Annotated in this window: 10 protein-coding genes; 1 reads left to right on the plus strand and 9 read right to left on the minus strand. The window is 62.5% G+C overall.

The window, feature by feature from the left end:
* Positions 1-128 precede the first annotated feature (128 nt).
* The gene (gene glyA / locus KHA73_RS18230) at positions 129-1382 is read right to left on the minus strand and encodes a serine hydroxymethyltransferase (RefSeq protein ID WP_234585816.1); all 1254 of its coding nucleotides are present in this window, start codon (positions 1380-1382) and stop codon (positions 129-131) included.
* Positions 1383-1740: 358 nt separating this feature from the next.
* On the opposite strand from glyA, the gene hmpA reads away from it, so the two are divergent.
* Positions 1741-2931, plus strand: a complete 1191-nt coding sequence (gene hmpA, locus KHA73_RS18235) for an NO-inducible flavohemoprotein (RefSeq protein ID WP_234585817.1) — start codon at positions 1741-1743, stop codon at positions 2929-2931.
* A gap of 48 nt (positions 2932-2979) precedes the next feature.
* On the opposite strand, the gene KHA73_RS18240 is transcribed toward hmpA, so the two are convergent.
* The 8 genes from KHA73_RS18240 to KHA73_RS18275 all read right to left on the minus strand — a co-directional run bounded on the left by KHA73_RS18240 (position 2980) and on the right by KHA73_RS18275 (position 13273).
* On the minus strand, positions 2980-4161 hold the full coding sequence (locus tag KHA73_RS18240; RefSeq protein ID WP_234585818.1) for a c-type cytochrome: 1182 nt from the start codon (positions 4159-4161) through the stop codon (positions 2980-2982).
* The gene (locus KHA73_RS18245; RefSeq protein ID WP_234585819.1) at positions 4158-6068 is read right to left on the minus strand and encodes an NAD(P)-binding protein; all 1911 of its coding nucleotides are present in this window, start codon (positions 6066-6068) and stop codon (positions 4158-4160) included. The genes KHA73_RS18240 and KHA73_RS18245 overlap by 4 nt, the downstream gene beginning before the upstream one ends.
* An 88-nt stretch (positions 6069-6156) precedes the next feature.
* Positions 6157-7581: an aminobutyraldehyde dehydrogenase gene (gene patD / locus KHA73_RS18250; protein ID WP_234585820.1), complete on the minus strand. Its 1425-nt coding sequence runs from the start codon at positions 7579-7581 to the stop codon at positions 6157-6159.
* A gap of 36 nt (positions 7582-7617) precedes the next feature.
* Positions 7618-8424, minus strand: a complete 807-nt coding sequence (locus KHA73_RS18255; protein WP_234585822.1) for an ABC transporter permease — start codon at positions 8422-8424, stop codon at positions 7618-7620.
* Positions 8414-9358 carry an ABC transporter permease gene (locus KHA73_RS18260; protein WP_234585823.1) on the minus strand — a complete coding sequence of 315 codons (945 nt, stop codon included), beginning with the start codon at positions 9356-9358 and terminating at the stop codon, positions 8414-8416. The genes KHA73_RS18255 and KHA73_RS18260 overlap by 11 nt, the downstream gene beginning before the upstream one ends.
* A gap of 1 nt (position 9359) precedes the next feature.
* Positions 9360-10388 (minus strand): ABC transporter ATP-binding protein, encoded by a 1029-nt coding sequence (locus KHA73_RS18265; RefSeq protein WP_234585824.1) that lies wholly within the window; start codon positions 10386-10388, stop codon positions 9360-9362.
* Positions 10389-10582: 194 nt separating this feature from the next.
* Entirely contained in the window at positions 10583-11734 is a 1152-nt protein-coding gene (gene ydcS, locus KHA73_RS18270) for a putative ABC transporter substrate-binding protein YdcS (protein WP_234585825.1), read from the minus strand.
* A 75-nt stretch (positions 11735-11809) separates the two neighbouring features.
* Positions 11810-13273 carry a gamma-aminobutyraldehyde dehydrogenase gene (locus tag KHA73_RS18275; RefSeq protein WP_234585826.1) on the minus strand — a complete coding sequence of 488 codons (1464 nt, stop codon included), beginning with the start codon at positions 13271-13273 and terminating at the stop codon, positions 11810-11812.
* Positions 13274-13371: the final 98 nt, after the last annotated feature.

Raw genomic sequence — 13371 nt, forward strand, 5'->3', positions numbered from 1 at the left:
TGACAGAGCTCACACCGGCTAGCAATCTTCATTCATGTTCAAAGGGTTAGACTGCAAAGCAGTTCACAGTTTGCCCATAACAGCGATAAAAAAACCCGCCGTAGCGGGTTTTGCAAAGCGAAGCAGAATTATGCGTAAACCGGCAGGCGGGCGCAGATATCCAGCACTTTCTGCTTGGTGCGTTCGATGGTGGCTTCATCGTTGATGTTGTCCAGCACGTCGCAGATCCAGCCGGCCAGTTCGCGCACTTCGGCTTCCTTGAAGCCGCGGCGGGTTACCGCCGGGGTGCCGATACGCACGCCGGAGGTGACGAACGGGCTCTTAGGATCGTTAGGCACGCTGTTTTTGTTCACGGTGATGTTGGCGCGGCCGAGAGCAGCGTCAGCTTCTTTACCGGTCAGGTTCTTGTCCACCAGATCCAGCAGGAACAGATGGTTGTGGGTGCCGCCGGAAACCACTTTATAGCCGCGCTGCAGGAACACATCCACCATCGCTTTGGCGTTGTCGGCCACTTGCTGCTGGTAAACCTTGAACTCCGGCTCCATCGCTTCTTTCAGCGCCACCGCCTTGCCGGCGATCACGTGCATCAGCGGGCCGCCCTGGCCGCCTGGGAACACTGCGGAGTTCAGCTTTTTGTACAGCTCTTCGTCGCCGCCCTTCGCCAGGATCAGGCCGCCACGCGGACCCGCCAGGGTTTTGTGGGTGGTGGTGGTGACGATGTGCGCGTGCGGCACCGGGTTCGGGTAAACGCCGGCGGCGATCAGACCGGCGACGTGCGCCATGTCAACGAACAGGTAAGCGCCGATGCTGTCGGCGATTTCACGCATTTTTGCCCAATCGACGACGCCGGAGAAGGCGGAGAAGCCGCCGATGATCATTTTCGGCTTGTGGGTCTGCGCCTGCTTGGCCAGATCCTCATAGTCGATTTTGCCTTCTTCGTCGATGCCGTAAGGCACCACGTTGTAGAGTTTGCCGGACAGGTTAACCGGGGAGCCGTGGGTCAGGTGGCCGCCGTGCGCCAGGTTCATGCCCAAAATGGTGTCGCCCGGCTGCAGCAGCGCGGTGTAAACGGCGAAGTTAGCCTGAGAACCGGAGTGCGGCTGCACGTTGGCATAGTCTGCGCCGAACAGCGCTTTCGCGCGGTCGATAGCCAGTTGCTCAACGATATCCACGTATTCGCAGCCGCCGTAGTAACGCTTGCCCGGGTAGCCTTCCGCGTATTTGTTGGTCAGCTGGGAACCCTGAGCCTGCATGACGCGCGGGCTGGTGTAGTTCTCAGACGCAATCAGCTCGATGTGCTCTTCCTGACGCACCACTTCTTGCTCCATTGCACGCCACAGTTCGGCATCGTAATCGGCAATGTTCATTTCACGCTTTAACATCCGGCATCTCCTGACTTAAATCGGCTAACTAAAAAATCACCAAATAACTACCCGTTTGGGTTCTGGGCCACAGTGTAAACTGTTTTCCCCCACCGAGGATAGGTCTTGACAGAGGTTTTTACGCAAACGATTGGCATAAGATTCCACAAGGCTTTGATCCGATAATTCATCCCGTTCGGCAACGGACTTTTCCTCATGCGAACGATGCGGTTTTTTCATGTTCTGTGAGCGCGATCGTCCGCTCAACAACACCGCAGCAAAAACAAGGGTATTTACAAGCGCAACGGAATCCAATAAGATGCATTTAAAATGCATCATTAAAAATCGTCTCAGGGACAACCCACTAAGGAGCGCTTCCATGCTGGACAGCCAAACCATCGCCACCGTCAAATCCACCATTCCGCTGCTGGCCGCCACCGGGCCGAAGTTGACCGCCCATTTCTACGATCGGATGTTCGCGCACAACCCTGAATTGAAAGATATTTTCAATATGAGCAACCAGCGCAACGGCGACCAGCGCCAGGCGCTGTTCGACGCCATCTGCGCCTATGCCGCCAACATCGAGAACCTGGCGGCGCTGTTGCCGGCGGTGGAGCGCATTGCGCAAAAACACGCCAGCTTCAACATTCAGCCCGATCAGTATCAGATTGTCGGCGGCCACCTGCTGGCGACGCTGGACGAAATGTTCAGCCCGGGCCAGGAAGTGCTGGACGCCTGGGGCAAAGCCTATGGCGTGCTGGCCAAGGTGTTTATCCAGCGTGAAGAGCAGATTTATCAACAAAGCGAAACCGACAACGGCGGCTGGCGCGACCTGCGCGCCTTCCGCATCCTCAAAAAGCAGCCGCAGAGCGAGGTGATCTGCAGCTTCGTGCTGGCGCCGGTCGACGGCGGCCGGGTAGCGGACTTCAAACCGGGGCAGTATCTGGCGGTCTACATCAGGCACGACAGCCTGGAGCATCAGGAAATTCGCCAATATTCACTGACTGCCGCGCCGAACGGCGAGTTCTACCGCATCGCGGTCAAGCGCGAAGATCAGGGCAAAGTGTCCAGCTATCTGCATCAGCAGGCACAGGAAGGCGACGTGATTTACCTCGCCCCGCCGCACGGCGATTTCTTCCTCGAGGCAGAGCCGAACACCCCGGTGGCGCTGATCTCCGCCGGCGTTGGCCAAACGCCGATGCTCGGCATGTTGAACAGCCTGCACGACAATCAGCATCAGGCGGAAATTCACTGGCTGCACGCGGCGGAAAACGGCGCCGTTCACGCCTTTGCCGCCGAAGTGGCGGACATCGCCGGGCGCATGCCGAACCTGAACCGCCACGTCTGGTACCGTGAACCGGGTGCGGAGGATGTGGAAGGCCGCGACTATCAAAGCCGCGGGCTGATGGATCTTGGCGCGCTGAGCGCTGCGTTGAGCAACCCGCAGATGCACTATTACTTCTGCGGCCCGGTGCCGTTCATGCAGCACGTGGGCAAACAGCTGCTGGCGATGGGAGTGGAGGCCGAGCGCATCCACTACGAATGCTTCGGCCCGCATAAGGTGCTGTAATCAATCGGGGCGCGGTCCTTTCCTTCATGGAAAAGCCGCGCCCCGCCGTTATTTAGCCTGCAGCTTGCGCGCCTCCTGCACCTGCTGTTCGGTGACCGGCGCCGCCCGGTTGCCCCAACTTCCCCGCAAATAGCTCATCAGATCGGCTGCCTGCCGGTCGTTCAGCGTCCAGGCGTAGCCCGGCATGGCGATCGCCGCGGCGTGTTGCGTGGTCGGCGTTTGCGCCCCTTCCAGCACCACCCGCAGCGCGGTCAATGGGTTGTCCGCCGTCACCGTCGCGTTGCCCGCCAGCGCCGGAATGGTATTGTCGCTCCCCTCCCCCTTATTGCCGTGGCAGGTCGAGCAGTACATCGCATAGCTGGCCCGCCCGCTCTGATTGTCGGCCTGCGCCGGAGCGGCCACCGCCGGAACCGGGTCCGCCGCCAGGCTGTGCAGATAATTGCCGATAGCCTTCAGATCCGCATCGCTCAGGTATTGGGTGCTGTGGGTCACCACCTCGCCCATCGGCCCGGCGACCGCCGCGTGTTGGCTGCGGCCGGTTTTCAGCAGCGCCATGACCTCGTTCGGCTGCATACCGCGCAGATCCGAGGCATACCAGTCGTCCAGCTCAGCGCCGCTCAGGAAGGCCGGTTCTTTACCGTCCAACCCTTGCTCCTGCATGGCCCAGCCGCGCGGCGTATGGCAGCTGCCGCAGTGCCCCGCGCCCTGCACCAGATAGGCGCCGCGGTTCCACTCGGCGCTCTGCTGCGGATCCGGCCGATAAACCTGGTCGTCGTGGAACAGCCGGTTCCACACCGCCAGCGGCCAGCGCATCGACAGCGGCCAGCTGATGTCGCTGGCGCGGTTGGCGGTGCTCTGCGCCGGCACTTCGTTCATCAGGTAATGGTACAGCGCGCGCATGTCCTCCGCGCTCATTTTGGCGTACGAGGTGTAAGGCATCGCCGGGTACAGCCGGTGGCCGTCTTTGGCGACGCCCTGGCGCATGGCGCGATCAAACTCGTCGAACGAATAGCCGCCGATGCCATGTTCTTTATCCGGCGTGATGTTGGTGGCGTAGATATCCCCCAGCGGCGTCGGGAACTTCATGCCCCCCGCCAGTTCGGCGCCGCCCGGCGCGGTGTGGCAGGCGGTGCAGTCACCGGCTTTGGCCACGTATTCCCCGGCGGACATCGCCTGTGCCGAGCCGCCGGCCACCAGCAGGCTCAATAGGTACAGCGAACGCATGCTCATGCTCCCTCCCTGGCGGCAACCTTGCCGTAGGCCAGCTCGTTAACCGCGCGCCACGCCTGATCGATCGCCGAGTTGGCGTAAGGGCTCCAGTCGGAATCGGAGTTGGCGATGGCGATCTTGCCTATTGGCTGACGCGCCGTTTCGATAATTTTCTGCGCTTCATCCTCATCGTCGAACAGTCCGTTGAGGAAGTAGGAATAGCCGTGCGACCAGCGGTTGACGGTGATCGCCTCAATGTCGCGCTGATGGTCGAAACCGGCCGACCCCAGCATGCCCTGCAGCTGTTCGCGGATCATCTGCTCATGCACCTCGAACGGCGTGCCCAGCAGCAATGCGCGGCCCTTGCGCGACTGCTCGCGCGGGCTCAGCCCGCTGCCCGCCAGCGTCGGCACGTATACCATGTGCAGGCCGATCGGCTGATTCGGGTCGCGCGGGTGCTGGTAACCCCCCATGCTGACCGGGTAGTCCAGCTTCACCCGGCAGTAAGGCGCGGTCGGTGAATACACCTCGTGCACCCCCAGCTTGATGAACGGCTGCCAGTTGCGGATCACCACCTTGCTGTACACCAGCGGCGACTTGACGTTCTGCTTCAGCGCTTCCTGCTGCTCATGCGGCATTTCCGGCACCAGATACGGGATCATCATGTTGTAACCGGCCATCACCACCTGCCCGGCGCGCACCTTGGTCATCTTCTCGCCGGTCATATAGGTGACTTCCACCTTGTCGCCAACGTTGGCCGCGTGCAGGCCGGTGCTGTTCAGGCGCAGCTTCACCGGCGCTTCCGGGCGATCGAGCTGGGCGTAGTCGAACTTCGCCAGCACGATGTCGTTCATATCCTTGCCGCCCGGCGCCACCGCCGGGATCAGATGGCGCACCATCAGGCGCGCCAGCGTGGCGTTGCCGTCCGGGAAGTGGAACACGTAAGGATCGTCGAGATCGGCCTGCGACTCTGCGTCCAGCGGCGGCAGGTTCATGCCGTTCAGGCCGGGCAGATCGCAGATGCGCGCGTCGCTGCAGGAGGTAGCGTCGATGCCCACCGCCTGGAAATCGCTGGTGGTCTGCTGGAAGTAGCGGATCGCCATCTCGCTCAGGCCGACCTTCTCCTGCAGGAATTGGGTATAGCTGTGGGTGTCGAGCCACTCGACCTTCTGTTCCCGGCTCATCTCCGGCAGGTAGTCCTTATCCACCGTATGCAGCGCGATCAGCGCCTGGCGATCGCTTTCCGGCAACGGGAAGTCGCCGATAAACGCCTCATAAGAACGGCCGTTCAGGCGATCATGCGGGATATCGTCCGCCACCATGCGGCCCGGATCGCCGCTCACCACCTTGTCGACGCCGAAGTTTTTGCGATCGAAATACACGCCGCGGCTGAGGTTTAGATCCGGGTAGAAGGTTTTATCGAAGGCCTGCTCCAGCTTGTCGATGCTCACGCCCAGCTTCTGCAGCAGCCCCATCGCCACCGGGCTGAAGTTGGAGCGCGGCGACTGCAGCGACTCGCTGCCGCCGTAGCCGAGGAGAGTGCCGCTTTCGCTGCTGAATTCGTTGCGCTTGGCGTGGCCGCCGAAGTCGTCGTGGTTGTCGATCAACAGGATGCGCTGCTGCGTTCCCTTCATCTGCTGCCAGAAGCAGGCGGCGGCCAGCCCGCTGATGCCGGCCCCCACCACCACCAGATCGAACTCTTCAGCGGCGGGCACGGCGCCGAAATCAAAGACTTTACCGTCGCGCCCCAGTTGGTGAGCATGCTCGAACGATCCCGGATGGTTACCCCGCAGCCCGGTCAGCGCCGGCGGATAGTACAGGGTTTGATTGGCGGTTTGCGGCGACGCGCGCAGGATCTGCATCGGCGTCAGCCCGGCGGCGATGGTAATCGCCACCCCATTAAGAAAATCGCGTCTGGTGATGCCCATAATTGTTTTCCTTTCAATTCTTATTATCAGTCAGACCGGCGAGAAACCGGTCTGAAGGCGCGCTATTTTGCGGATAAATACAGTAAAATCAATGTTTGAACATCACATGCCGGATCGCGGTGTAATCCTCCAGCCCGTACATCGACATATCCTTGCCGTAGCCCGACAGCTTCTGGCCGCCGTGCGGCATTTCGCTCACCAGCATAAAGTGGGTATTCACCCAGGTACAGCCGTATTGCAGGCGGGCGCTCAGGCGGTGCGCCCGGCCCACGTCGCGGGTCCACAGCGACGAAGCCAGCCCATAGTTGGATTCATTGGCCCAGGCCAGCACCTGCTCTTCGTCGTCGAAGGCGGTCACCGTCACCACCGGGCCGAACACTTCGCGCTGGACGATTTCATCCTCCTGGCGCGCACCGGCCAGCAGCGTCGGCTGGAAGTAATAGCCGGGGCCGTTCACCTTCTCGCCGCCGGTCACCACCTGCACGTGCGGCAGCGCCTTGGCCCGCTCGACAAAGCCGCTCACCCGTTCCAGGTGCTGGGCGGTGATAAGCGGCCCCAGTTCGGTGCTTTCATCTTCCGGCGGACCGATTTTCAGGCTGGCCACCGCCTCGCCCAGCTTCTTCACCAGCTCAGGGTAAATATTTTTCTGCGCATAGATGCGGCAGGCGGCGGTGCAGTCCTGCCCGGCATTGTAGAAACCGAAGCCGCGGATGCCGTCCACCACCTGCTGCAGATCGGCGTCGTCGAACACCAGCACCGGCGCCTTGCCGCCCAGCTCCATATGGGTGCGCTTAATGCCGGCGGCGGTGTGGGCGATGATGTGCTCGCCGGTGGCGATCGAGCCGGTAAGCGACACCATCCGCACCTTCTCGTGGCCGGTCAGCCGGTCGCCGACGCTGGCGCCGCGGCCGAACAGCACGTTGATCACGCCCGGCGGGAACAGCCCGGCGGCCAGCTCGGCCAGCTTGAAGGCAGTCAGCGGCGTCTGTTCAGAAGGCTTGATCACCACGCAGTTGCCCGCCGCCAGCGCCGGGGCCAGCTTCCAGGCCGCCATCATCAGCGGGTAGTTCCAGGGGGCGATCGAGGCGACCACGCCAAGCGGATCGCGACGGATCATCGAGGTATGGCCGGCCAGATATTCTCCGGCCGCCAGGCCGCTCAGGCAGCGGCTGGCGCCGGCGAAGAAGCGGAACACGTCGGCCACCGCCGGCAGTTCGTCGTTCAGCACGCAGTGGTAGGGTTTGCCGCAGTTGAGCGACTCCAGGCGGGCGAAGGTTTCGGCATGGCTGTCGATCAAATCCGCCAGCTTCAGCAGGTGTTCTGCGCGCTCTTTCGGCGTGGTTTGCCCCCAGGCGGCGAACGCGGCGTCCGCCGCCAGCACCGCCTGTTCGACCTGTTCCGCGCTGGCCTCGGCCACCTGAACGATCACTTCACCGGTCGCCGGGTTATATACCGGCTGGGTTTCGCCCTGGCCGGTCACCAGTTGGCCGTTAATCAACAGTTGGCTTTGCATAGGGTTTATCCTTTTATCAGAGGTCGGGTAAGGAAATTATTTGCCGCTGCCGGCGACGCTTTCGCCGCCCTTGGTCAGGTAATAAGCGCCCAGGATCGGCAGCATGGTCAGCAACATCACCGACAGCGCCACCACGTTAGTGATCGGCACGTCGCGCGGGCGGCCAAGCTGGTTCAGCAGCCACAGCGGCAGCGTGCGCTCATGGCCGGCGGTAAAGGTGGTGACGATGATTTCGTCGAACGACAGCGCGAACGCCAGCATGCCGCCCGCCAGCAGCGCCGAGCCGAGATTCGGCAGGATCACGTAGCGGAAGGTTTGCCAGCCGTCGGCGCCGAGATCCATCGAGGCCTCGATCAGGCTGTAGGAAGTGCGGCGGAAACGGGCGATCACGTTGTTGAACACGATCACCACGCAGAAGGTGGCGTGGCCGATGACGATGGTCAGGATCCCCGGCTCGATGTTCAATGCCTTAAATGCCGCCAGCAGCGCCAGGCCGGTGACGATGCCCGGCAGCGCGATCGGCAACAGCAGCAGCAGCGAAATGCTGTCCTTGCCGAAGAAATCCCGCCGGTACAGCGCCGCCGCCGCCAAGGTGCCGAGCACCAGCGCCACGGCGGTCGCCAGGCAGGCGATCTGCGCCGACAGCAGCACCGCGTCGATGATGTCCTGCCGCCCGGCGGCCACGCTGAACCAGTGCAGCGTAAAGCCCTTCGGCGGGAAGCTGAAGGCCGCATCCTCGGTGTTGAAGGCGTAGATGGCGATAATCGCCAGCGGGAAGTGCAGGAAGATCAGTCCGCCCCAGGCGGCCAGCTTCAGCCCAAAGGGCGCGCGTTCAGAGTGCATCGAAGGCCCCCAGACGTTTCACGATGGCAAGATAGAGGGCGATCAGGACGATCGGCACCAGGGTAAAGGCGGCCGCCATCGGCATGTTGCCGATCGCCCCCTGCTGGGCGTACACCATGCTGCCGATAAAGTAGCCCGGCGGCCCCACCAGCTGCGGCACGATAAAGTCGCCCAGCGTCAGCGAGAAGGTAAAGATCGAACCGGCGGCGATGCCCGGCACCGCCAGCGGCAGGATCACGTGGCGGAAGGTCTGCGCCGGGCGGGCGCCCAGATCCGCCGAGGCATGCAGCAGCGAAGGCGGCAGGCGTTCCAGCGCCGCCTGGATTGGCAGGATCATGAACGGTAGCCAGATGTAGACGAACACCAGAAAACGCCCCAGCCCCGAGGTCGACAAGGTATTGCCGCCGACGCCGGGCGCGGTGAGGATCGCCGCCAGCAACGGCTCCAGGCCCAGGTGCTGCAAGAACCACTGCGCCACGCCGTCCTTCGCCAACAGCAGCGTCCAGGCATAGGCTTTGACGATATAGCTGGCCCACATCGGCATCATCACCGCGATGTAAAAAAACGCCTTGGTGCGGCCGCTGGTGTAGCGCGCCATGTAGTAAGCGATCGGGAACGCCAGCACCGCGCTGGCCAGCGACACCAGCACCGCCATGGTGAGGGTGCGCAGAATGATGTCGTAGTTGGCCGGGTTGAACAGCGCGCTGAGGTTCGCCAGGGTCAGATCCGGCGTCACCGTCATGGTGAAATCGTCGAAGGTGTAGAACCCCTGCCACAGCAGCGTCAGCAGCGAACCGAGGTACACCGCGCCGAACCACAGCAGCGGCGGCACCAGCAACAGCAGCAGATACAACGTCGGGCGGCGATAAAGCCAGGTCGAGAGTGCGCGCACTTTACCGCGGCGCGCCGCAGGATATTCGATGCTCATCTCCATCTCACCTTTCCTCCCGCAGCGGCACCATCGCCTCGCGCGGCCAGCAGGCGGTGACCGGCTGGCCAATCAGGCGCTGTTGGCCGGCGGCGTGCCACTGTGGGTTGGCCTGGCTGACCAGCAGCTTCTCGCCGCTGTTCAGCGTGATTTCGTAGCGCGTGGCCGCGCCCTGGTAATGTATTTCCTGCAGCGTGCCCTGCACCTGAATGTCATCCCGCGCCGCACCGTCCTGCTCCAGCAGGCGGATATGCTCCGGCCGGATCGAGAAGGTGGCGCTCTCGCCGAGCAGGCGTTGCGCCAGCTCATTACGCACCACGTTGGAGGTGCCGACGAACTCGGCGACAAACGGCGTTTTCGGCCGCATATACAGCTCGCGCGGCGTGTCGACCTGCTCGATGCGCCCGTTGTTGAACACCGCCACCCGGTCAGACATCGACAGCGCTTCGCTCTGATCGTGGGTAACGAAAATAAAGGTGATGCCCAGCTGGCGCTGCAGCTTTTTCAGCTCGCCCTGCATCTGCTCGCGCAGCTTGAGATCCAGCGCGCCCAGCGGTTCATCCAGCAGCAGCACCCGCGGCCGGTTGACCAGCGCGCGCGCCAGGGCCACGCGCTGCCGCTGCCCGCCGGACAGGTGCGCCGGTTTGCGTTCGGCGACGAAGCCGAGCGCCACGCTTTCCAGCGCCTCCTGCGCCCGCGCCAGCCGCTCACGTTTGGCGACGCCTTTCACCATCAGCCCGTAGGCGACGTTTTCCAGCACCGACATGTGCGGGAACAGGGCATAGTCCTGAAACACGGTGTTCACGTCGCGCTGGTACGGCGGCAGGTTGGCCGCTTCCTGACCGTGGATGCGGATCGAACCGGCGCTGAGCTGCTCAAAGCCGGCGATCAGCCGCAGGCAGGTGGTTTTTCCCGAGCCGGACGGCCCGAGCATGGAGAAGAATTCCCCATCCTGGATGTCGATGGATACCCGATCCACGGCGCGAACATCGCCGAAGGTCCGCGAAACATCGATAAATTGCACGGCAATGGTCATGATCTGCACTCCAAACAATCAAATGACTTCGGCGGGTTGGGCGACAACCCGTAACCTAACCAGACCTATCCGCAAAATAATTCGAGCTGCATCGAGGCGGCAACCAAACGCATCCCCGGAAGCGTACAAATCGTACGTGACCGGGGTAAGTGCGGGCAGCCAACAAAGAGGCGGCTTGAAATATGAAGGGGATATTAGCGGCCGCCCATGATGGCGATATAGTCCTGCGTCCAGCGGCTATAGGGCACGAACTTGCCGCCCTGCGCCTGCGGCGTTTTCCAGAAGGCGATTTTGTCGAACTGGTTGAACCCATTGGTTTCGCAGCCCTTCTCGCCCAGCAGCGCGCTGGCCTTGCAGCCCGCCGGTGAAGCCGGCACCGAGCCGAACCAGGCGGCCACGTCGCCCTGCACCTTCGGCTCCAGCGACCAGTTCATCCACTGATAGGCGCAGTTCGGGTGTTTGGCTTCGGCGTGCAGCATGGTGGTATCCGCCCAGCCGGTGACGCCCTCTTTCGGGAACACCGTGGCGATCGGCTGGCCTTCGCCTTTCAGCGCGTTGGCCTGATACGGCCAGGCGCTGGAGGCAACGACGCCCTCATTCTTGAAGTCGCTCATCTGCACCGAGGTGTCATGCCAGTAGCGGTGGATCAGCGCATGCTGGGTGCGCAGCAGCTTCAGCGCCGCCTGATACTGTTCTTCGTTCAACTGATAGGGATCGCTGATGCCGAGCTGCGGCTGGGTAGTCTTCAGGAACAGCGCCGCATCGGCGATGTAGATCGGGCCGTCGTAGGCCTGCACCCGGCCCTGGTTGCTCTTGCCGTCCGCCAGGTTCTGCTGCTGGAACACCACCGCCCAGCTGTCCGGCGGCGTCGGGAAGGTTTTGGCGTTGTACATCAGCAGGTTTGGCCCCCACTGGTACGGCGTGCCGTAGGTTTTGCCGTCGACGGTGTACCAGGCGCCATTCAGCAGCCGCGGGTCGATGTTTTTCCAGTTGGGGATCAGCGCGGTGTTGATCGGTTGCACCCGTTTGCCGAAAATCAGCCGCAGCGAGGCGTCGCCAGAGGCGGTGACCAGATCGTAACCGCCCTTGGCCATCAGGCTGACCATTTCATCGGAGGTGGCGGCGGTTTTCACGTTTACCGCGCAGCCGGTCTGTTTTTCAAACTGAGTGACCCAGTCGTAATTTTTGTCGGACTGGCCGCGTTCGATGTAGCCGGGCCAGGCGATGATATCCAGCCGCCCTTCGCCCTTGCCCAATGCCTGCGGCAGATCGGCCGCCTGGGCCAGGCCGCAAAGCACGGCGATACAGAGCGCGGAGACTGTGGTGACTGCGGTAGTTTTTCCCATCGTAATTACCCCTGTGTTGCGTGTCTGTGTGCGGCAGGGAACGGCTGCCGCGCTGATTTTTGCTTTATGGAACCGCTAAAAACTGGCTTTGAACTTCGCCATGACGTGCCTGACTACGCTGTAGTCCTGCAAAGAATCGCTGGACAGATCCTTGCCGTAGCCGGAGCGCTTGAGGCCCCCGTGCGGCATTTCGCTCGCCAACGTGAAATGGGTGTTGATCCAGGTGCTGCCATATTGCAAGTGAGCGGCGATGTGCAGCGCCCGGTCGATATTCTGCGTCCACACCGACGAGGCCAGGCCGTATTCGGAATCGTTGGCCCAGGCGACCGCCTGCTCCAACTGCTCGAAGCGGGTGACGCTGACCACCGGGCCAAACACCTCGCGCTGGACTATTTCGTCGCTTTGCAGACAGCCGGCCAGCAGGGTCGGTTGGTAATAGAACCCCGGCCCGGAGTGCGCGGCGGCGCCGGTGATCAATTCGATATGCGGCTGGCTGAGCGCGCGTTCGACGAAGCTGGCGACGCGATCGCGCTGCCTGGCGCTGATTAATGGGCCGATCTCGTTGTCCTGATCGCGCTTGCGGGCGAAGCGCAGGCTGGCCACCGCCTCGCCCAGCGCCTCGACCAGCCTGGGGTAAATACCGGCCTGCGCGTAGATGCGACAGGCGGCGGTACAGTCCTGGCCGGCGTTGTAATAGCCGTAGGTGCGAACGCTGTTGACCACCTCGTCCAGATCGGCGTCGTCACAGACGATCACCGGCGCCTTGCCGCCGAGTTCCAGATGGGTGCGCTTGACGCTTTTGGCCGCCGCCTGCAGGATTTTCTGGCCGGTGACGATATCGCCGGTCACCGACACCAGCCGCACCAGCGGGTGGCCGACCAGTTGGCTGCCGACGCCCTCTCCGCCGCCGTAGACGATGTTCAGCACCCCCGGCGGCAGAATGTCCTGCAGCGCCGGCACCAGCGCCAGAATGGTCAGCGGCGTATGTTCGGATGGCTTGAACACCACGGTGTTGCCCGCCGCCAGCGCCGGGGCTATCTTCCAGGCCGCCATCATCAGCGGGTAGTTCCAGGGGGCGATCGAGGCCACCACCCCGACCGGATCGCGGCGGATCATCGAGGTATGCCCTTCGACATATTCCCCGGCCAGCTGCCCCTGCTGGGTACGCACCGCGCCGGCGAAAAAGCGAAACACGTCGATCGCGGCCGGCAGATCGTCATTGAGCGCCTGATGCAGCGGCTTGCCGCAGTTCAGCGCTTCCAACTGGGCCAGCTGCACCGCCTGGCGTTCGATGGCGTCGGCGATGCGCAGCAAAATGGCGGCGCGGTAGGCCGGGGTGGTGCGCGACCAGTGGCCAAACGCCTGTTGCGCGGCTTTTACCGCATTGCCGACCTGCACCGAGGAGGCTTCGCTAATGGAAACCAGCGTTTCGCCGTTGGCAGGATTAACGATGCACTCTTGCTGGCCCTCGCCTTCGACCGATTGACCGTTGATGAATTGCTGACAGGACAAGCCTGAGAGGAACTGCACATCTGCCATCGCGTATCGCCTCTGAGTGACAAGAACGTTAACCAAATGTGAATAGGTTATTATCAATCAGACTAAGCGAGCCTCTGGCAGGCAACAAATTCTAAATA

The sequence above is a fragment of the Serratia entomophila genome, assembly GCF_021462285.1.
GTDB classification, from domain to species: Bacteria; Pseudomonadota; Gammaproteobacteria; order Enterobacterales; family Enterobacteriaceae; genus Serratia; species Serratia entomophila.

Excerpts from the sequence above, each read along its gene's own strand:
- KHA73_RS18265 (WP_234585824.1), bottom strand. The coding sequence starts at position 10,388 with ATGACCATTGCCGTGCAATTTATCGATGTTTCGCGGACCTTCGGCGAT.
- KHA73_RS18255 (WP_234585822.1), bottom strand. The coding sequence starts at position 8,424 with ATGCACTCTGAACGCGCGCCCTTTGGGCTGAAGCTGGCCGCCTGGGGC.
- KHA73_RS18275 (WP_234585826.1), bottom strand. The coding sequence starts at position 13,273 with ATGGCAGATGTGCAGTTCCTCTCAGGCTTGTCCTGTCAGCAATTCATC.
- patD (WP_234585820.1), bottom strand. The coding sequence starts at position 7,581 with ATGCAAAGCCAACTGTTGATTAACGGCCAACTGGTGACCGGCCAGGGC.
- hmpA (WP_234585817.1), top strand. The coding sequence starts at position 1,741 with ATGCTGGACAGCCAAACCATCGCCACCGTCAAATCCACCATTCCGCTG.
- glyA (WP_234585816.1), bottom strand. The coding sequence starts at position 1,382 with ATGTTAAAGCGTGAAATGAACATTGCCGATTACGATGCCGAACTGTGG.
- ydcS (WP_234585825.1), bottom strand. The coding sequence starts at position 11,734 with ATGGGAAAAACTACCGCAGTCACCACAGTCTCCGCGCTCTGTATCGCC.
- KHA73_RS18240 (WP_234585818.1), bottom strand. The coding sequence starts at position 4,161 with ATGAGCATGCGTTCGCTGTACCTATTGAGCCTGCTGGTGGCCGGCGGC.
- KHA73_RS18260 (WP_234585823.1), bottom strand. The coding sequence starts at position 9,358 with ATGGAGATGAGCATCGAATATCCTGCGGCGCGCCGCGGTAAAGTGCGC.
- KHA73_RS18245 (WP_234585819.1), bottom strand. The coding sequence starts at position 6,068 with ATGGGCATCACCAGACGCGATTTTCTTAATGGGGTGGCGATTACCATC.